This is a genomic window from Pseudoduganella aquatica (assembly GCF_020865585.1).
Lineage (GTDB): Bacteria > Pseudomonadota > Gammaproteobacteria > Burkholderiales > Burkholderiaceae_D > Rugamonas > Rugamonas aquatica_A.
The window spans coordinates 4,635,133-4,653,934 of the sequence record NZ_CP086370.1 but is presented as its reverse complement, the minus strand read 5'-3'; the positions used below and the strand labels follow the sequence as shown (position 1 = coordinate 4,653,934).

General features: G+C 65.7%; 22 protein-coding genes. 7 read left to right on the top strand and 15 right to left on the bottom strand.

From position 1 onward, the window contains the following. Positions 1-8: 8 nt before the first annotated feature. The gene (locus KT882_RS20765) at positions 9-371 is read left to right on the top strand and encodes a translation initiation factor Sui1 (protein WP_228896730.1); all 363 of its coding nucleotides are present in this window, start codon (positions 9-11) and stop codon (positions 369-371) included. Between the two features lie 13 nt (positions 372-384). Then, a complete protein-coding gene (locus KT882_RS20760) occupies positions 385-669 on the top strand; it encodes a DUF2867 domain-containing protein (protein ID WP_321170370.1) in 285 nt (94 codons plus the stop codon). On the opposite strand, the gene KT882_RS30930 is transcribed toward KT882_RS20760, so the two are convergent. The 5 genes from KT882_RS30930 to KT882_RS20730 all read right to left on the bottom strand — a co-directional run bounded on the left by KT882_RS30930 (position 638) and on the right by KT882_RS20730 (position 5,058). Beyond that, positions 638-1,486 carry a (R)-mandelonitrile lyase gene (locus KT882_RS30930; RefSeq protein WP_407682017.1) on the bottom strand — a complete coding sequence of 283 codons (849 nt, stop codon included), beginning with the start codon at positions 1,484-1,486 and terminating at the stop codon, positions 638-640. The two genes, KT882_RS20760 and KT882_RS30930, sit on opposite strands and share 32 nt — an antisense overlap. A gap of 86 nt (positions 1,487-1,572) precedes the next feature. Beyond that, complete coding sequence (locus tag KT882_RS20745; RefSeq protein WP_161070661.1) at positions 1,573-2,379, bottom strand: substrate-binding periplasmic protein; 807 nt, start codon at positions 2,377-2,379, stop codon at positions 1,573-1,575. Between the two features lie 11 nt (positions 2,380-2,390). Continuing rightward, on the bottom strand, positions 2,391-2,732 hold the full coding sequence (locus KT882_RS20740) for a zinc ribbon domain-containing protein YjdM (protein ID WP_228893188.1): 342 nt from the start codon (positions 2,730-2,732) through the stop codon (positions 2,391-2,393). 65 nt (positions 2,733-2,797) lie between these two features. Beyond that, positions 2,798-3,460: a hypothetical protein gene (locus tag KT882_RS20735; protein WP_228893187.1), complete on the bottom strand. Its 663-nt coding sequence runs from the start codon at positions 3,458-3,460 to the stop codon at positions 2,798-2,800. Between the two features lie 68 nt (positions 3,461-3,528). After that, the gene (locus KT882_RS20730) at positions 3,529-5,058 is read right to left on the bottom strand and encodes a S10 family peptidase (RefSeq protein WP_228893186.1); all 1,530 of its coding nucleotides are present in this window, start codon (positions 5,056-5,058) and stop codon (positions 3,529-3,531) included. Between the two features lie 210 nt (positions 5,059-5,268). Here KT882_RS20730 and KT882_RS20725 point away from each other — a divergent pair, with 210 nt between their 5' ends. Beyond that, entirely contained in the window at positions 5,269-5,898 is a 630-nt protein-coding gene (locus KT882_RS20725; protein WP_161070665.1) for a phasin family protein, read from the top strand. Between the two features lie 189 nt (positions 5,899-6,087). Beyond that, positions 6,088-6,558 carry a thioredoxin TrxC gene (gene trxC, locus KT882_RS20720; protein ID WP_161070666.1) on the top strand — a complete coding sequence of 157 codons (471 nt, stop codon included), beginning with the start codon at positions 6,088-6,090 and terminating at the stop codon, positions 6,556-6,558. Between the two features lies 1 nt (position 6,559). On the opposite strand, the gene KT882_RS20715 is transcribed toward trxC, so the two are convergent. Genes KT882_RS20715 through KT882_RS20670 form a run of 10 tightly spaced genes read right to left on the bottom strand, consistent with a single transcriptional unit; the run spans position 6,560 to position 15,718 of the window. Beyond that, positions 6,560-7,516, bottom strand: coding sequence for an ACP S-malonyltransferase (locus KT882_RS20715; protein WP_228893185.1), 957 nt, complete (start codon positions 7,514-7,516; stop codon positions 6,560-6,562). Beyond that, positions 7,513-8,448: a triphosphoribosyl-dephospho-CoA synthase MdcB gene (gene mdcB / locus KT882_RS20710; RefSeq protein WP_228893184.1), complete on the bottom strand. Its 936-nt coding sequence runs from the start codon at positions 8,446-8,448 to the stop codon at positions 7,513-7,515. The genes KT882_RS20715 and mdcB overlap by 4 nt, the downstream gene beginning before the upstream one ends. Continuing rightward, complete coding sequence (gene mdcG, locus KT882_RS20705; protein ID WP_228893183.1) at positions 8,445-9,158, bottom strand: malonate decarboxylase holo-[acyl-carrier-protein] synthase; 714 nt, start codon at positions 9,156-9,158, stop codon at positions 8,445-8,447. The genes mdcB and mdcG overlap by 4 nt, the downstream gene beginning before the upstream one ends. Further along, complete coding sequence (mdcE, locus tag KT882_RS20700) at positions 9,139-9,855, bottom strand: biotin-independent malonate decarboxylase subunit gamma (RefSeq protein WP_161070670.1); 717 nt, start codon at positions 9,853-9,855, stop codon at positions 9,139-9,141. The genes mdcG and mdcE overlap by 20 nt, the downstream gene beginning before the upstream one ends. Continuing rightward, positions 9,855-10,751 carry a biotin-independent malonate decarboxylase subunit beta gene (locus KT882_RS20695; RefSeq protein WP_228893182.1) on the bottom strand — a complete coding sequence of 299 codons (897 nt, stop codon included), beginning with the start codon at positions 10,749-10,751 and terminating at the stop codon, positions 9,855-9,857. Before KT882_RS20695 ends, mdcE begins: the two co-directional genes overlap by 1 nt. Beyond that, entirely contained in the window at positions 10,748-11,062 is a 315-nt protein-coding gene (mdcC, locus tag KT882_RS20690) for a malonate decarboxylase acyl carrier protein (RefSeq protein ID WP_228893181.1), read from the bottom strand. The genes KT882_RS20695 and mdcC overlap by 4 nt, the downstream gene beginning before the upstream one ends. A 30-nt stretch (positions 11,063-11,092) precedes the next feature. Next, complete coding sequence (gene mdcA / locus KT882_RS20685; protein WP_228893180.1) at positions 11,093-12,775, bottom strand: malonate decarboxylase subunit alpha; 1,683 nt, start codon at positions 12,773-12,775, stop codon at positions 11,093-11,095. Beyond that, positions 12,772-14,121, bottom strand: coding sequence for a TRAP transporter large permease (locus tag KT882_RS20680; RefSeq protein ID WP_228893179.1), 1,350 nt, complete (start codon positions 14,119-14,121; stop codon positions 12,772-12,774). The genes mdcA and KT882_RS20680 overlap by 4 nt, the downstream gene beginning before the upstream one ends. Then, positions 14,118-14,678: a TRAP transporter small permease gene (locus KT882_RS20675; protein WP_161070674.1), complete on the bottom strand. Its 561-nt coding sequence runs from the start codon at positions 14,676-14,678 to the stop codon at positions 14,118-14,120. The genes KT882_RS20680 and KT882_RS20675 overlap by 4 nt, the downstream gene beginning before the upstream one ends. Continuing rightward, positions 14,675-15,718: a TRAP transporter substrate-binding protein gene (locus KT882_RS20670; protein ID WP_161070675.1), complete on the bottom strand. Its 1,044-nt coding sequence runs from the start codon at positions 15,716-15,718 to the stop codon at positions 14,675-14,677. The genes KT882_RS20675 and KT882_RS20670 overlap by 4 nt, the downstream gene beginning before the upstream one ends. Positions 15,719-15,847: 129 nt before the next feature. Between KT882_RS20670 and KT882_RS20665 the strand changes: the two genes are divergently transcribed. The 3 genes from KT882_RS20665 to KT882_RS20655 all read left to right on the top strand — a co-directional run bounded on the left by KT882_RS20665 (position 15,848) and on the right by KT882_RS20655 (position 18,242). Continuing rightward, positions 15,848-16,510: a GntR family transcriptional regulator gene (locus tag KT882_RS20665; RefSeq protein ID WP_161070676.1), complete on the top strand. Its 663-nt coding sequence runs from the start codon at positions 15,848-15,850 to the stop codon at positions 16,508-16,510. A 16-nt stretch (positions 16,511-16,526) separates the two neighbouring features. After that, the gene (locus tag KT882_RS20660; protein WP_161070677.1) at positions 16,527-17,330 is read left to right on the top strand and encodes a substrate-binding periplasmic protein; all 804 of its coding nucleotides are present in this window, start codon (positions 16,527-16,529) and stop codon (positions 17,328-17,330) included. 120 nt (positions 17,331-17,450) lie between these two features. Continuing rightward, complete coding sequence (locus KT882_RS20655) at positions 17,451-18,242, top strand: SDR family NAD(P)-dependent oxidoreductase (RefSeq protein WP_161070678.1); 792 nt, start codon at positions 17,451-17,453, stop codon at positions 18,240-18,242. Positions 18,243-18,802: the final 560 nt, after the last annotated feature.

The window sequence follows — 18,802 nt, the reverse complement described above, 5'->3', positions numbered from 1 at the left end:
CCGAGATGATGAAAAACAGTTCCAAAGGCGGGTTGGTGTACTCCACCGAAACCGGCCGCATGTGCCCGGATTGCGGGCAGCCGGTTGCCGCCTGCACTTGCAAGGTTAACGCGAAGCTGGCTCCGGTGGGTGATGGCGTGGTGCGCGTGTCGCGCCAGACCAAGGGGCGCGGCGGCAAGTGCGTCACCGTGGTGAAAGGGCTGGCGCTGGACGGCGAGGCGCTGGCCGCGCTGGGCAAGCAGCTGCGCGGCGCCTGCGGCTCCGGCGGCACCGTCAAGGACGGCTTGATCGAGGTACAGGGCGATCATTGCGACGTGGTGATGGCCGCGCTGTCCAAACTGGGCCACCAGCCCAAGCGGGCCGGCACATGACAGCGAGTACAAGCTGGGTGACCGGGTCGGCATTTTCTCCATACTCTACCTGAGCGACGACGAGGTAATCCTTGGCGATGCGGACAAGCACCTGAAAGTATGCGTCTCGGTGCGCAAGCTCAGCGAGCCGTGCAGCGCGGTTGCCGTATCGACCGTGGTCCACATCCACAACCTGCTGGGCCGCGTGTACATGTTGTTCGTGGCGCCGGTTCACAAACTCATCGTGCCCGCCGTGCTGGTGCGCGCAAGCGATCAACTGTCTCCAATCAAGGCCGCTTCGAGTACTGCTCGTCGCTGACTTTTTCCAGCCATTCCACCACCTTGCCGTCCAGCGCTTCGGCGATGGCGATGTGGCTCATGGCGGTGGTGGGGGCGGCGCCGTGCCAGTGTTTGACGTTGGGCGGTATCCAGACGATGTCGCCGGGTTTGATGTCCTGCACCGCGCCGCCCCAGTGCTGCACCTGGCCTGCGCCTGCGGTGACGATCAGCGTCTGGCCCAGCGGGTGCCGGTGCCATGCTGTGCGCGCGCCCGGTTCGAAGGTGACGGTGGCGCCGCCAATCCGTGCCGCGCCTGTGCGGCAGGAAGGCCAAGCCGGCCTGGAAGGCGGGTTGATGAAGAAGCCCACGCGCCACGAGGCCCAGTCTGCGATCACACCGCCCAGCACCAGTCCGGCGCTGGCGCCTATTCCGGCCACCGAGCCGTGGTAGGCCAGCGCGCGGGTGCGCGGCGCGCCTTCGGCGAAATTGGTGGAGAGCAGGGCCAGCGTGGACGGCGCCAGGATGGCGGCGCCCGCACCCTGCACGGCGCGCGCGAGCAGCAGCCAGGCGGGCGTCTGCGCCAGGCCGATGGCCAGCGAGGCGGCGGTGAACAGGCCCAGGCCGGCCAGGAACATGCGGCGCCGGCCCAGGATGTCGCCGGCGCGCGCGCCCAGCATCAGCAAGCCGCCGAAGGCCAGCGTGTAGGCGCTTTGCACCCAGGACAGTCCGGCGGACGTGAAGTGCAGCTCGTCCTTGATACGGGGCAGGGCGGTGATGACGATGGAGCCGTCCAGCACCAGCATCAGGTAGCTGATGAGCACGATGGGCAGGACGGCGCGGGATGGGGACGTTTTCATGCCGCCAGTGTAGCGGCACGGGGACTGTGCGATAAGACTACATAATCCGCAAAACCTTATTAGCCGGACTTATGAATTCCACGAGCTTAGTGCCGTTTTGCGGTCAGGTTCAGCACGGCCGGCGGTATCACCTTGGACAGGGACTTCAGGAAGCGCTTGCCGATTTCGTCGTTGCCCAGCATGTCGATCAGGACGGCCTGGTCGGCTGGCAGCAAGGTGCGCGTGGAGACGTAGAATCCCGCGTCCTGCCAGGGCACGTCCTCAAGTGCGCTGATCGACAACTGGCCATCGAGCCCGCTCAGCCTCGGATCCTCGACGATGGTGTTGTAGGCGCTGCTGTACGGCAGGATGGTCACGTCCGCGATGTTGGCCTGCATGCGGCGCATCAGATCATTGAGGTCGTTGGCGTATTGTACCCGCGCGGCCTGGGCCGGCTCGAGCAGCTTGCGGTACGCGGGGCCGTAGTCAAAGCCGCGCACCACGGCGATGCGCAGGTCGGTATTCTTGAGCAGGGTATCCACAGACTGCACCGAGGGGTCTATCGGCTTGACGCCGACCAGCACGGCGCGGTACTTGAAGACCGGAACAAAGGTGCCGGACAGGTCGCGCTCGGGCGAGCGGGTGGAGAGGACAATAACGTCCGCGTCGCTGGCGCGGAACAGCATTTCCAGCCGCGCGCGCGGCACCACGGGGAAGGTGAATTTGCAGCCGTATTTGTCGCCCAGTTCGTCGAGCATGTCGGGCATGACGCCCGCCGCCTTGCCGTGCTTGACCACGATGGCCATGCCGTGCGGCGCCACGGGAACGTTGATGGTGCGGGAACAGGCTGCCGCCGCCAAACCTGGCAAGACGCAGCAGAGGGTTGCGAAGGTGGTCAGGCGGCGTGCATTCATATAAATCGTTTTCAGACTTTCTTGACGAATTCGGTTTTCAGGCTCATGTTGCCGAAGCCTTCGATCTTGCAGTCGATATCATGGTCGCTGTCGACCAGGCGGATGTTCTTGACCTTGGTGCCCATCTTGACCGTGCCGCCGCCGCCCTTGAGTTTCAGGTCCTTGATGACGGTGACGGTGTCGCCGTCCTGCAGGAGGTTGCCGGCGGCGTCCTTGTAGACGCGCGGGCCGTCTTCGGTGTCGGCCGCCGCACCCGGCTGCCATTCATGCGCGCATTCCGGGCACACGCATTGCGTGCCGTCGTTGTACGTCAGTTCGGAGCCGCATTGCGGGCAGGGTGGAAGTGCGCTCATGTTCATCCTTGTTGGTGCAGGCCTGGCCTGGAAAGGGCAGCAGTATAACAGGCGGCCCCTCCGGATCAGGTCTTGGCCAGCGCCTCGCGCATCTGCTTTTCCAGCGCGAGCAGGTTGCCTTGCACGCCGTCGATGGTGCTCTCCATCTGGCGCAGCGTGTGGTACAGCGCGGCGGGATCGACCTTGCCCAGCTCCAGGTCCGACAGCGTGTTCATCATGGCCGGGCCGCTCAGCGTGAGCTGGGTGTTGGTGTTGGCCGAATCCAGCGTGTCGCGCTGCTGGGCGTACAGGGCGGAATAGCGCTGCAGCAGCGCGGGCGACATCCAGCTGGCCGACTGGCTGGCGACCGCCACTTCCCATGCTTCGCGCCGCAGCGTGGGCGTTTTCAGGTTCAGGCCGAAGCTGCGGTTGGTGGCCGTCAGCAGGTGTTCGCCCACGTCCTTGTCGGCGACCTTGGCCTTGATGTCGTCGCGCAGGGCTTTGCGCAGCTTGGTGATGTGCTCGAGCTGCTTGCTGTTGGCCTCGGTCACGCGGTGCAGCTCCTCCAGGTTGATGCGCAGCTCGGCTTCGATCTGCTGTTCGGCGTCGCTCGCGCGGTGGCGGTGGTGCCAGCTTTGCGCCGCGTGTTCGAGCGCCAGCGCGGTCAGGATGCTGACCACGATCATCGAGTATTCGCCCAGGAATTCCTTGACGGTTTTCAGTCCGGCTTTTGGCACTTCAAAATGCATGAGATTACCCAGTGGAAGAAATTCAACCGGGCAATCTTACCAGAAATGCATGCGAAATTAGTAAGGTGCTAGTAGCGGGCAGGCTGATTCGCGGCCGGTGTGGTTTGTTTGATGAAGTCACGGATGTCGTCGGTCGAGCGCACCAGGTCTTCCGAGCGCAGATACATCATGTGGCCGCTGCGGTAGCCCTCGAAGCGCAGGCGGTCCTTCATCTTGCCGCTCGGGTCCAGCTGCCACATGGTGTACTTGGCGTCGAAGTAGGTGGTGGCGCCGTCGTAATAGCCGGACTGCACCATCACTTTCATGTAGGGATTCATGGCCATGGCCTTGCGCAGGTTCTCGCCGGTGGTGTCGTTCTTGTTGTCCCACGGATGCACGGAGCCGAACATGTTGTACTTGATGTCGGTCTTGTACTGCAGCACGTCGCGCAGGTAGTGGTTGATGGCGGGCGTGAAGGAATGCAGCCAGGAGGTCAGCTCGGCGTTGTAGTCCGGGCTGGCGCCGGCGTCGGACTTGTCGATGCCCTTGTAGCGCGAGTCCAGGCGGCCCACGGTGTAGCCCTGGTCGCGCAGCAGTTCCTTCCAGAAGAAATTGGTCGGGATCACCAGGTTGTGCTGCAGCACGGCCTTTTCGCCGATGCCGGAGTAGCGCGCCACCTTGGCGGCGATGCCGGCCTTCTTCGCGCTGTCCAGAAAGCCGCCCTTGGCCAGCGCGGGGATCAGCTCGTCCACGGTGAAGGCTTCCACTTCGGGCAGCACGTCTTTCAAGTCCCGGGCCTGCAGGTCGGCCGGCAGCGCTTTCTGGTACCAGGCGGTGGCGGCGTAGTAGGGCAGGTTGAGCGCGTCGCCGACGATGCCGTCGCGCTTCAGTCCCAGCTCGGTGGGCGAGACCAGGATCACGCCGTTCAGGTACATCCAGTGCGCGTTCTGCAGCTCCAGCGACAGGCCGGCCACGCGCGCGGTGCCGTAGCTTTCGCCGATCAGGTATTTGGGCGAGGTCCAGCGGCCTTCGCGCGAGACGAAGGTGTTCAGCCATTCGGCCAGGTAGGAGATGTCGGCGTTCACGCCGAAGAAGGTGGCGCGGTCGGCCTTGCTGTCGAGGATGCGCGAGAAACCGGTGTTGACCGGGTCCACGTACAGGATGTCGGCCACGTCCAGGATGGAGTGCGGGTTGTCGCGCACGCCGTAGGGCTGGACCGGGTAGCCTTCGTCGTCGATGTTGAGCATTTTCGGGCCGGTGTAGGCCACGTGCATCCACACCGAGGCCGAGCCCGGGCCGCCGTTGAAGGACAGCACCAGCGGGCGCCTGGCCTTGTCGGCCACGTCGCTGCGCTGGTAGTAGGTGTAGAACAGCGAGGCGATCACCTTGCCGTCCTTGTCCCACACGGGCTGGGTGCCGGCGGTGACTTTGTAGGGCACGGCTTTGCCTTTGATCATGACCGTGGCGGACTTGCTGACGGCGGACTCGGCCTTCAGGGCGCGCTCGAAAGGCTGCGCGGGCGCGGCGGCAGGGGCGGGCGCGGCGGGCTTGCTGTCGGCGGCTTGCTGGGCGTGGGCGTTGAGCGAGAGCAGCAGCGCGGGGATGATCAAGGATTTCATGGTCGGGACAGGATCGATGGGAAGGCGCGAGTATTCCATATCGGGATCTGCTTGGGCGGCTGAGTTACAAACTCGCTACATTTCGTCAAGCGCGCACGTTTGATCTGGATCATGGTGCGCCGGCGGGGCTCACGTAGTCTGATTGATTCGCGCAGCCATGTTGCAATGCAGCGCGACCCATCAGATAACTTTCATTTCAAGAGGTGATTTATGTTTTCTTTCAACCAGTCCGTCACTCCCGCCGCCAAACACCACATGGAAGCGCAAGTGTCGCTCATCAACGATATGTCCAAATCGCTGTTCCGCACCGTGCAGCAATACAGCGACCTGAACATTCAGCTGGCGCAGACCATCGCCGAAGAAATGTCGTTGACGGGGCAAGAGCTGCTTACCACCAACCGCCCGGCGGAGGTCGTCAACGTCACGCTGTCGCATGCCCAGCCCACTGCCGACAAGCTGCGCGCCTACCAGCAGCACCTGTCGCGCATCGCGGCCAACACGCACGTGGCCCTGGCCAAGGTGGCCGAGGAGCACGTGAGCGAAACCAGCCGTACCGCCAAGGAACTGGCCGAGGAAGTGACCCGCATGGCCACCGAGGAAACCGAGAAAAACGTGCGCACCCAACAGGATGCGATGCGTCGCATGGCCGCCACGTTCGACCAGTTCGCCGACGGCCATCATTTGCAGCCTGACGGCCACAGCAATGGCCGGGACCGTGAAGAGCAGCAGCGTCAGCAGGCCGAGGCGCAAGCTGCCGAAAGCCGCGCAGCCGGTGCCCAGGTGCACCAGACCAGCCAGCCTGCCGGCTCCAAGCAGCCGGGTGCCCGCAAGGAAGGCTGAGATATCCGATCTGACTTGCAGTAGCTAGCCAGCAGTTGGTAGCTGGCCTCCACCGGCGCCTGCTTGCCAGGCTGCCATGAATGTGCGCGGCATCGTCAAAGGCGAAGGCCGCGCCGATACGGGCTGAGCCGCGCTCACGATTTCCGCATTTCTGCTACATTGGCGCCATGCGCAACAAGGATGGCAGCCATGAATACAGCAACCGACAACAACGCAACCCGTACTGATTCCCTCCACATCGTTTGCCCGCATTGCGACGCGGTCAACCGCGTCCCGGCCACGCGCCTGGGGCAAGACCCAACCTGCGGCAAATGCCAGCGCGACCTGTTCACCGGCAAGCCGGTCGACCTGTCGAGCGCGCGCTTTCTGAAGCAGATAGAACGCAGCGAACTGCCGGTGCTGGTGGATTTCTGGGCGCCATGGTGCGGCCCATGCTTGTCGATGGCGCCGTTCTATGAGCAGGCCGCGCAGCGGCTGGAGCCGGATTTCCGCGTCGTTAAAGTCAATACGGAGGAAGCGCAGGATCTGGCGGCGCGCTACGCCATCCGCAGCATTCCCACGCTGGCGCTGTTCAAAGGCGGACGGGAAGTGGCGCGCCAGCCGGGCGCCATGGACGCCAACAGCATCGTGGCGTGGGCGCAGCAGAACAACCGCCGCTAGACTATTCGCAGTGGCGCCGCAGCCAGGCGCGCACGCCGTCCAGGCTGCGGAAATCGGCCACCGAGCGGCAGGCGATGCCGGGGTGGCGCGCCTGCATCATGCGCGACAGCGCCGCGCCGGGGCCGAGCTCCAGCGCCACGGTGATGCCCGCTTCGGCGCAGGCGTCCATGCATTCATCCCATACGATGGTTTCGCAGAGCTGGCGCGGCAAGTGCTCGATGGCTTGCTCGCGGCGCTCCAGGCGGGCCGCGCTGATGCCCGACAGGACCGGCGTCTGGGCGTCATGCAGGCTGGCTGCCCGCAGGGCGTCGGCGAAGGGGGCTTGGGCGCAGGCCATGAGGGGCGTGTGGGAGGCTATCTCCACCGGTAGCGCGGTAACGCGCGCGCCTGCGGCCGCCAGCAGCGCCGTCGCTTCGCTGGCGCTGCTTTGCAAACCGCCGATGATGCAGCTGTCCTCGCCGGTGACGATGGCGGCATGGAAGCCGCAAGCCGCCACCAGCGCTGCTGTCCGCGATGGGTGGGGGCCGGTCACGGCGAGCAAGGCCTGGCCGGGATGCGTGGCCAGGCTCTGATCCATCAGCTCCGCGCGCGTTTGCGCCAGCCGCACCGCTTCAAATGGCGTGAGTGCCCCCGCCACCCCCCAGGCCGCCAGCTCGCCTATGCTGTATCCGGCGACCAGCGCAGGCTGCGGCGCGCAGGACCGCAGCGCCTCCCACATCACCAGCGCCGCCGCCACTATCATCGGCTGCGCCACGCGATTCGAAAAGAGCCCGTGCCCTCCGCGCGCCGCATGATCCGCCTGGCCTGCGTGTTCCGCGTAGGGCGGGTTAGCGCACGCCCCGCGTGCGCGTAACCCGCCAAGCAGCGCCGCCGCAGCCGGATCCCCCTCGGCCAGATCAAACATCCCCTCATGCTGCCCGCCCTGGCCCGGACACAAAATCAGCAGCCTCGCGCTCATGGCCACGCGTGCACCGAAAACGCCTGCACCAGGCAGCAAGCCGCCAGCAAATCCGCCGCCCCCCCCGGCGAGAGCCTATGGCGCATAAACAGCCGGTGAGTATCAAGCGCGCGCGCATGCCAATCCGGCTGCCGCGTCCCGCCCAGCTCCACGAATTCCCGCGCCCGATCCCGCACCATGCTCGCCCCGGCCGCGCCGCCGCGATGCAGCACATTCGTATCGCTCACATGCGCCATCAGCGCAAACAGCGCGTCGATGCGCGCGTGGTGCATGCCGCCGCCGCGCGCCAGCGTAGCCTGCAACGCCGGCAAGCCGACCAGAAATACCGACGGCAAGCCCAGCGCCGCCTCCTCGCGCGCGCCGCTGGCCGAGTGGAGTTGCGCGGCGCGCTGGCCGTGCGAGCCATCCGGCGCGGCCAGCGTGTGGGCCGCCAGCGCCGCGCCCCAGCCGTCCAGCAGGGCGGCGCGCAGCGATGCGGGATCAACTTTCGCCGCAAGCCCGGCATTGCGCCGCGCAAGCTGCCGCCCCAGCGCCGCGCACAGCATGCCCAGGCCGAATATGGCGCCGCGATGCGTGTTCACGCCGCCGGTGGCCGCCATCATGCGGCGCTCGGCGGCCATGCCCAGCTGCTTCAGGCGCGCAAACGGCGCAGCGTCCATGCCAGCGAGGCAGATGGCGGCGAAATAATGCCGCAGCGAGAACAGGCTGCGCATAAAGGTCAGCGCCGTCATATCGTCATGGCTGCCGTTGTCGATCAGCGACACCAGGCCGGGTTTGGGATAGAGGGCCAGTTCGGCGTAGAGCGCCCGCAGCGCCAGGCGAGCAGCCTGATGGCTGGCGACACGCCGGCGCGTACTGCCGAGGCCGTGACCGGATGACAGAACTGACCCCGCGTGGGATTCCGTGTGGTGGCGAGGGAGGGAGGGGGTCATGCGGGCCTCAGGGTGGCGAGCAGCTCGTCGGGGGCGGCGAGGTGGACGCTGTCTGTGGTTTTGACGAGCACGCGCGCCTGGGCGGCGCTGGCGCTCAGCCATTCTTTCCAGGAGACGGCTTGTCCGGATGGGAACATGATTTCGCCGTCCAGCGGCAGGCCGTGCGCGGCGCCGGACAGCAGCGCCAGGCCGGCTTGCAATTGTTGCCGGGTGAGGGGGCGGAACAGGATGTCGATGTCGGAGCTGTCCGTCAGGCAGCGCAGGCTGGTCAGGGCTTGCCAGGCGAGGGAGCCGTAGACGCGCAGGTCCAGCCCGGCCGACAGGCGCTGCAGTTCGGTGTAGCCGGGACGCCAGTGCGCCGGCAGCGCGGGCCGGGCGGCTTTGAGCGTGAGCGGGGCGGTGCTGCGTTCGATGTGCGCGGCCGCGACGCTCAGGGCGATGCGCGGCTTGGCGCCGGTGGAGTCGGGCGGGAGGGCGATGCCGGCGAAGACGTCCTGCCCGGCTTCGCTTTCGGGTTCGGCTACGTCCGTGGCTGCTTTCGCCGCCGATGCCGCTGCGCTGCCGATGCCGGGCTCGCGCCGCCGCACGACGACGGGCCAGTCCTCGTCCCGCCAGTGGCGCAGCACGGCTTCCTGCGCGGGCTGGGCGGCGAGCGCCGCTTGCCAGCCGGCGCGGGTGAGCCAGATCAGGTCATGCCGCTTGAACATCATGGCCGCCAAGGATGGCTTGGATGATGGGCTGCGCGAGCTTGCGGCCGCCGCGCTGGCGCCCCAGTTCGGCCCGTACGTCGGCGCCGGCGGGGGCGCGCAGCGCTTGCGCCAGCTGCTCGGCCAGGCTGCCGTCCCAGATCGATTCGATGCCGCCCATGCGCAGGTAGTTTTCCGGGCCGGGGGCGAATACGGGGTTGCTGCGCGCCAGCTCGGTGAGCACTTCTTCCGGCACCTTGGTGATGCGGGCCATGGCGGGCAGGCCCATCACGCGGATGGTGGCGGCGGGCAGGGCGTGGCAGGTGTCGGCCATCAGGCCGCTGGTGATGAAGCCGCCCGACAGCGCCTGGTCGTACACCAGCGCGACGATCTTGTGGCCGCGCCGGCGCGCGAGGTCCACGCATTTGCCCAGGTGGGCCATGTAGCTATTGATGCCCAGCATTTCGTCGCGGTGGCGCAGGCGCTGGCCCTGGGTGTCGACCAGCATGACGATGGGCCGGCCGGGGTGCTCGCGCACCGTGGCCAGCACGGCCTGCGCTTGCGCCAGCGCGATTTCGATGCCGATGGGGGCGTGGCCGGTGGTGCCGATGACGGCGACCGTGGCGCCGTCCACTTGCGCGCTGCCGGACAGGAACTGGTCTTGCTCGGTGATGGCGTGGCCTTGGGGGAAGAGGTCTGTTGCCAGGGTTTGCCAGTCCATTATTGGCCTCCCGCGCGGCGGCCTGCCGCTGCCGCTTTGAAGGGGGCGATTTCCAGCATGGCGATGTTGGCGGCGTCGGGCATGCCCATCTCGGTCCAGATGTCGGCCGGGTCGGACAGGGCGCCGTAGCGGGCGATACGTTCGGTGAGCATGGCTTGCTCCTGTTCGAGTGCTTGCAGTGTCAGTTCGGGGGCGCTTTGTTGGGCAATGGCTTCTATCGCGGCGGCGCGGAAGGCGCCGATGGCGTCCGGCACAATGGCCTGGCAGTCGCCCATCAGGTAGCGGTGCTTGCCGCCGGTCGTGCGCCACACCAGGGCGCGGTCGCGCGAGTCGAATTCTTCCACGCCGTTGGCGGTTTCGATCACTTCGGGGCCGGACATGGAGAGCCGTGCTTCTTCGGACATGATGACGGCGTTGGTGCAGCGCGCCACGATGCCCATGCCGCCGAAGGCGCCGTTGGCGCCGCCCACGAGGGCGATGACGGGAATGCCGTCCGCCCGCGCTTCCAGCACGGCGCGCATGACTTCGGCCACGGCGATCAGGCCGGCGTTGGCTTCGTGCAGCCGTACGCCGCCCGATTCGATCAGCAGCACCACGGCTTGCGGGCGTTCGTCGAGCGCGCGCCGCAGCAGGCCGGTGAGCTTGGCGCCGTGGACTTCGCCCACCGCGCCGCCCATGAAACCGCCTTCCTGCGCGGCGATGAACACGGGCATGCCGCCCAGCCGCGCGCGGCCGATGGCGACGCCGTCGTCGAAGGCCACGGGGGCGTTGAGCTGGCCCAGGTGGGGGCTGACCACGCGCTGGGCGGGGCCGATGAGTTCTTCAAAGCTGCCCGCGTCGACCAGCTGGAGCAGGCGTTCGCGGGCGCTGGCTTCCTGGTAGCTGCTGTTGTTCATGGCGTGGCCCCCAGCATGGTTTCGACGGCCTGGTCCAGCCGCAGGCTGACCACGGCGGGCGTGGCGCCCACGTCGTTGATGGCGATGCGGGCGTCCGCCAGCGGCCAGCGCTGGTGGAAGTCGCGCATGACGGCTTCCCAGATGGCGCCGAAGCCGACGGCGGCGGTGGTGATCTGTATTTCGCAGCCGCCGGCCAGCGGGGCCGATTCGATCAGCACCTCGAGGTTGCCGGAGCCGACCACGCCCACCACCAGCGGCGCGGCCGGCAGGCTGCGGCTGCCGTTTTCAAAGCGGTACGTTAGAGTTTCCATGTTCTTGCCTTATGCCTTAAGTCTTGTGGCCTACCAGTTGCGGAAGCGCTGCGGCGGGTCGTACAAGCCGCCGGATGCGCGCACCAGGTCTTTCATGTTTCGCGCCGCGAGCAGGTCGCGCGTGGCGAGGCGCTTGTCGACGCCGATGTCTTCGGGCCGCTGTATCACGCCCCGGTCGCGCAGGTTTTCCACCATGCGCCGGTCGCGGCCCAGGCCCACCGGCGTGTAGCCCGCCACGCCGCGTATGGCTTGCTCCCGTTCTTCGTCGCTGCGGCACAGCAGCAGGTTGGCAATGCCTTCTTCGGTCAGGATGTGGGTCACGTCGTCGCCGTAGATCATCACGGGCGGCAGTTCCATCCTGGCCTGTTCGGCCAGCTCCCATGCGTCCAGCTTTTCCACGAAGGCCGGGTGCATGTGTTCGCGGAAGGTTTCCACCATCTGCACCACCAGCTTCTGGCCGCGCGGTATCATGTTGCGGCCTGCGCGCGCCTGCTGGCCCGCCTTGAGCCATGCAGGGCTGGCGTGGCGGCGTCCGCGCGCGTCGGCGCCCATGTTGGGGGCGCCGCCGAAGCCTGCGATGCGGCCCAGCGTGGCGGTGGAAGAATTGCCTTGCAGGTCGATCTGCAGCGTGGAGCCGATGAACATGTCGCAAGCATAATGGCCGGCGGCCTGGCACAGCGCGCGGTTGCTGCGCATGGAGCCGTCCGCTCCCACCGCGAACACGTCGGGCCGGGCGCGGATGTAGTCTTCCATGCCCAGTTCCGAGCCGAAGGAGTGCACTGATTCGACGAAGCCGGCTTCGATGGCGGGTATCAGCGCTGGGTGGGGGTTGAGCGCCCAGTGCTTGCCTATCTTGCCTTTCAGGCCGAGCGAGGCGGCGTAGGTGGGCAGCAGCAGTTCGATCGCTGCGGTGTCGAAGCCGATGCCGTGGTTGAGCCGCTGCACGCCGTACTCGGCGTAGATGCCTTTGATGGCCATCATCGCCATCAGCACCTGGATTTCGGAGATCAGCGCGGGGTCGCGCGTGAACAGCGGTTCGATGTAGTAGGGGCGCGGCGACTGCACCACGAAATCCACCCAGTCGCCGGGTATGTCCACGCGAGGCAGCGTGTCCATGATGCGGTTCACCTGCACGATGACGATGCCGTTCTTGAAGGCGGTGGCTTCGACGATGGGCGGCGTGTCTTCCGTGTTGGGACCGGTGTACAGGTTGCCGTGGCGGTCCGCCGCTTCGGCCGCCACCATGCATACGCGCGGCGGCAGGTCGATGAAGTAGCGGCTGAACAGTTCCAGATAGGTGTGGATGGCGCCGATGTTGAGCTTCCCCGCCGACAGCAGCTTGGCCACGCGGCCCGCCTGCTGGCCGGAGAAGGAGAAGTCCAGCTTGGAGGCCACGCCGCGCTCGAACACGTCCAGGTGCTCCGGCAGCGTCAGCACGGACTGCAGCATGTGCAGGCCGTTGACGCGCGCCGGGTCCAGCTTGGCCAGCGCCTGGGCCAGGAAATCGGCCTGCTTCTGGTTGTTCCCTTCGATGCAGACCCGGTCGCCGCATTCCAGCACCGCGTAGAACAGGTCCGCAATGCGGGCGGCGGGCAGGCTTTTGCCGTCCAGTTCAGCGCCCAGCGCGGCGGCGGCCCGCTCCAGGCGCTGCGCGCGGTTGCGCTGCAAGGTATCCCAGGCGCGCGAGGGTGCGTTCACCGGCGCATTCATCATTTAGCTCCCATCATCATATCCGGCAGGCCCGTTGCGATGGCGGGGAACAGGCATAGCAGGATCACCGCCACGAACATCAGCACCACAAAGGGCGCTACTCCCCAGATCACGTCCTTGAGCGGAATGTCCGGGGCAATATTCTTGATGACGAAGATGTTCAGCCCCACCGGCGGGTGGATCAGGCCCATTTCCATCACCACCGTCATGACGATGCCGAACCAGATCAGGTCGAAGCCGGCGGCTTTCAGCGGCGGCAGGATGATGGGGGCCGTCATCAGGATAATCGATACCGGCGGCAGGAAGAAGCCCAGCACGATCACCATCAGCAGGATCACCGCGAGCAGCAGCCATTTGGACAGGTGCATGCCGACCACCCAGCTGGCGGCGGACTGGCTGATGTGCAGATAGCTCATCACATAGGAATAGAACAGCGACATGCCGATGATCATCAGCAGCATCGTCGATTCCTTGATGGTGGAGGTGAGGATGGGCGCGAGGTCTTTCGGCCGCCACACGCGGTAGACGATGGCGATCAGCACCAGGGCCAGCAGCGCGCCCAGGCCGGCCGTCTCGGACGGCGTGGCGAAGCCGCCGTACAGCGCCACCATCACGCCGATGAGCAGCACCAGGAAAGGAAGCACGCGCGGCAGCATCTCCACTTTTTGCGCCAGCGTGAAGTGTTCGTCATGCAGGCTGGCCGCTTTCTCGCCGCCTTTTTCGTAGATGTCCAGCGCGAGCTTGTATTCCTTGCGGGCGCGGTGCACGGCGTAGCCGGCGAACAGCACCACCAGCAGGACGCCGGGGCCTATGCCGGCCAGGAACAATCGGCCCAGCGACTGCTCGGCCGCCACCGCGTACAGGATCATGGTGATGGAGGGCGGCAGCAGAATGCCCAGCGTGCCGCCCGCCGCGATAATGCCGGCGGCGAAGCCGGGCGAGTAGCCGCGCTTGCGCATTTCGGGGATGCCGGCCGAACCGATGGCCGAGCAGGTGGCGGGCGAGGAGCCGGCCATGGCGGCGAACAGCGCGCAGGCGAACACATTGGCGATGCCCAGGCCGCCCGGCACCTTGTGCAGCCAGGCGTGGATGGCGCCGTACAGGTCGCGCCCCGCAGGCGATTTGCCGATGGCCGCGCCCTTCATGATGAACAGCGGGATGGACAGCAGGGTGATGGAGGCCATTTCCTCGTACACGTTCTGGGTGACCGTGTCCAGCGAGGAGGACGGCATGAAGAAGTACATAAAGCCGGTGGCCACCACGCCCAGCGCGAAGGCGATGGGCATGCCCGAGAACATCACCACCAGGGTGACGGCGCCGTACAGGGCGCCCAGGGTCAGTTCGCTCATGGTGCAGTCTCCGTGGGTTTGTCGCTCAGGCGCGCGGCCGTTTGCAGCAGCAGCTGCAGCGTGAGCAGCGTCATGCCGAGGGCCATCATGCCGTAGGGGATCCAGAGCGGCGGGGCGAAGGTGGAGGTGGTGGTCTGGCCGTCCACATAGGCTTCGTGCCACAGCGTCCAGGACTTCCAGGAGAAGAAGGCGCAGAACAGCATGGACAGCAGGTCGACGAAGAACAGCCGGGCGGCGTTCACGCGCGCGGGCAGCAGCCCGGCCAGCGCTTCAATGCCGATATGGCCGCGATAGGACTGCACATAGGCTGCGCAGGAGAAGGTGACGCCCACCAGCATGAACACCGAGGCTTCGTCCTGCCAGTCGGTCGGTGCGTTGAAGAAGTAGCGCGACACCACCGAGTAGGTGAGGATGAGCGCCGTCAGTATCAGCGCGCACATGGATAGCGTGAGCAGCGCTTTATTCAGCTTGTTGAGCAGGCCTGAGGCGCCGGCCAGGGCCGCGTTGTCCGGCACTGCGGGGCCGGGCGCGGCTTTGAGTTCAAAACCGTGGCTCATAGCGTTTTCTCGGCGAGTTTCAGCAGTTTGGCGCAGTTTTCGTTTTTCTCGCCGTAGTCTTTCCACGCGGTGGTGCGGGCGATGGCCTGCCAGCGCTTGACGGTGGCCGCGTTCAGGTCCACCACCTTGGCGCCGGATTTCTGGTACACGGCGGCCACTTGCGCGTCGTCTTCCTGCGCGGCTTTCAGGGCGAAGGTTTCCATGTCGGCGCCCACGGCAAGGATGGTGGCTTGCTGGTCTTTCGGCAGCTTGTCGAACACCGCGCGGGACATCATCAGTGGCTCGAACATGAACCAGTAGGCGTTGCCGCGTCCCGTGGTCAAGGCTTTGGACACTTCTTCCAGGCGGAAGGAGATCAGCGAGGTGGAAGAGGTGAGGGCGGCGTCCATGGCGCCGGTCTGCATGGCGGCGTAGATTTCATTGGACGGCAGCGACACCACGGCGGCGCCGGCGGCTTTCAGTATCAGGTCCATTTCGCGCGAGCCGCCGCGTATCTTCATGCCTTTCGCGTCCTCCGGTTCCACTACCGGCTTGGTGCGCGAGGCCACGCCGCCGGCCTGCCAGATCCAGCTCACCACCACAATGCCCTTGTCGTACAGGATGCGGGCGAGCTCCTTGCCCACTTCCGCGTTCTTCCAGCTGTAGCCCTGTTCGTAGGAGGTGACCAGGCCGGGCATCAGGCCGATATTCACTTCCGGCACCTCGCCGCCCGCATACGACAGCGGCACCAGCGACAGGTCCAGCGCGCCTTTGCGCATGGCCGAGAACTGGGCGTTGGTCTTCATCAGGGAGGAGCCGGGGTAGATGGCGAACTTGAGCGCGCCCTTGCTGCGCTTTTCCACCTCGGCGGCAAACATGCGCGTGAGACGGTCTCGGAAGTCGCCTTCGGTCAGCGTGCCGCCGGGGAACTGGTGCGAGATCTTCAGCGTGGTGGCTTGCGCCCAGGCGCTGGACATCAGGAAGGGGCTGCCTGCCAGCGCGCCCACAGTGCCGAGTTTGCCCAAGGTGCTTAGTGCGGTCCTGCGTGTCATTCCAGTCATGTCATCCTCCAAGGTGGTTGAAATATGCAATTCCTCTTTTTGTGTATACAAGAATATATGCACTGCATGCATTGTCAAGTTAAAAATCGCTCCTATAATGAAGGCCTACATACAGGAAATTCCATTGCCATGAAGAACCGATCCACAGAATTGCGCGAAGCGCTGGAAGAAATGATCGCCGTAGGCACGCTCTCCCCGGGGCAGCATTTGGACGAGACCGAGCTGGCGGCGCGCTTCGAGGTGTCGCGCACGCCGATACGCGAAGCGCTGATACAGCTGGCGTCCATGGGCGTGGTGGTGATACGGCCGCGGCGCGGCGCCATTGTGGCCGAACTGGGGCCGCAGCAGCTGGTGGAGATGTTTGAGGTGATGTCCGAGCTGGAGGCGACCTGCGGCCGGCTGGCCGCGCGGCGCATGACGGTGGAGGAGCAGCAGGCGCTGCAGGCGGCGCACCAGGCGTGCAAGGAAGCGCTGGACTCGCAGGGGCCGGACGACTATTACTACCGGAACGAGGCTTTCCACGAAGCCATCTACGCGGGCAGCCACAACCAGTTCCTGATCGAGCAGGCGCGCAGCCTGTACCGGCGTTTGCGTCCCTACCGGCGCTTGCAGCTCAGGGTGCGCAACCGCCTGTCCAATTCCTATGCCGAGCATGACGGCGTGGTGCAAGCCATCATCAGCGGCGACGGCGACAAAGCCGCCGAACTGCTGCGCGAGCACGTGATGATACAGGGGCAGCGCTTCTCGGATTTGATGGCGTCGCTGCCGCAGCTGGGCAAGCAGGCTGCCTAGGCTTGCGCCGGCGCATATGGAAACGTCCAAATCGACTTCCCGTACCAGGCGCGCCTTGCTGCTGGCGGCGTGTACGAGCTTGCTGGGCGGCGCATGCGCGCGCGCTGCCGGCAGCGATGCGGCGCCGGGCCGCGAGCTGCGGGTGGTAGGCACACGTTTTCAGCGCATCTACGAGCCCGGGCCGGATGGCGGTATGGGCGGCATGGGGGCGGAGCTGGTGCGTATCATCGCCCTCCAGCTGGGCTATACCTTGCGCTTCGAAATCTACCCGTGGGCGCGGGCGCAGCAGATGCTCAAGCAGGGACAGGCAGACATCTTGATTGGCCCGTACAAGTCGGCCGAGCGCATGCTGGCCATGGCCTTTTCCAGCCGCGCCTTTTTTGAGGACCAGCTGGCGTTTTATGCGCGCACCGACAGCATGATAGCCTGGGGCGGCGACTACAATGCCCTGGCTGGCAAACGCATCGTGGCCTTGAACGGCTGGGCCTATGGCGCGGCCTTCGACCAGGCGCGCCCTGGCTTGCTGCTGAGCGTGTCGAACACGGTGGAAAATGGTTTGAACATGCTGTTCCACCGTCGTGTGGACCTGTTCGCCACCGACCGCCGCGATACCGACCCGGTGGTGGCGTCGCTTGGAATGCAGGGCAAGGTTGCGGTGCTGGCTCCTTTAATCACCACCGAAATTGCCTATCTGGCCTTCCCGAAACTGGCGGCATTCGACGAGTTGCGCACCCAGTTTGACCACGTGCTGAACCAGTTGGCCGCGCGCGGCGCGCTTCAGGAGCTTGGACGGCGCTACGGCGTCAGCGTGCCGTTATAGGCCAAGCGGGAGAGGATGCGGGCGAGACTTCTTGATAGAGTGGATCGCAGCCGAGATGGCGGGCACCGGCGTGGGCCGCATCCTCGCGGCATCTTCGGCGATTAACTCAGGAGAATCGGCATGGACTTGCAACTCAAAGGAAAATTGGCCCTGGTGAGCGGAAGCACGGCCGGTATCGGCTACGCGATCGCGCACACGCTCGCGCAGGAGGGGGCCAGCGTTATCGTCAACGGCAGGTCGCAGGCGGGCGTGGATGAGGCGGTGGAGCGCATACGCGCGGAGACGCAGGGCACGGTCCAGGGCTATGCCGGTGACCTCAGCCAGGCCGAGGCGGCGAATGACGTTGCTCGCCGCTTCGCTGGTATCAATATTCTCGTCAACAACCTCGGCATCTTCGAACCCAAGGCCTTTGAAGATATTCCCGACGAAGACTGGCAGCGCTTCTTTGACGTGAACGTGCTGAGCGGCGTCCGCCTTGCGCGCCTGGTGCTGCCGGAGATGAAGCGGGCGAACTGGGGGCGCATCATCTTCATTTCGAGCGAAAGCGGGATACAGATCCCCACCGAGATGATCCACTACGGCATGTCCAAGACCGCGCAAATCGCGGTTTCGCGCGGACTCGCAGAGTCGGTCGCCGGCACGGGGATCACGGTCAACAGCATCCTCCCCGGCCCGACGAAATCGCGCGGCGTTGGCGACTTCGTGCAGGACATGGCAAACGCCAGCGACAAGACCTTCGAGCAGGTCGAGGCGGAATTCTTCGAGCACGTGCGCCCGACGTCGCTGATCAAGCGCTTCGGCACGCCGCAGGAAGTGGCCTCGCTCGTGGCCTACGTGGCCAGTCCGCTCGCGTCGGCAACCACCGGCGCGGCGCTTCGCGTCGACGGCGGCGTGGTGAAGAGCGCGTTCTAGGGCAGGGCGACCAGGCAAGGTAGCTGCCAAACTTGCCTGAATTATCATCGCTGTGACAAAGGGTGAACATTCTCGCAGAGTAAACACCTACACTGTGCGAAGGAGTAGGGCGGCCGGACGCGAAATTCTTTTTCTCGCAACTTACATTTAGGCGTCTGATGAAATTTCTTAAGTCATCCCTGGTGCTGATTTTCGCCATCGGTTTTTCTGGTTGCACGACTACGCAAACACAGCCGGCAGCTTCCGGAGAAGTTGGCTTGTCTTGCTCGACGTCTCCCGGCGGCGCTTGTTACGCGGGGCCAGGCGGACCGATGTATGCCGGTCCCGGCGGTCCCATGTACGCCGGGCCAGGTGGGCCACTATATGCAGGCCCAGGCGGCCCGCGAGATTCAGGGCCAGGCGGCGTCTGTTATCGGGGGGCAGGCGGGGCTTGCAATGCCACGATAGTGGGGAACCAGCAATGTCCAGCAATTTGTAAACAGTAATGTCGTTCGCACGACCCATACACTTTAGTTGCCGCGCCCGATTTATCCCGCGTTTATGGGGACTGATTGCGGCCA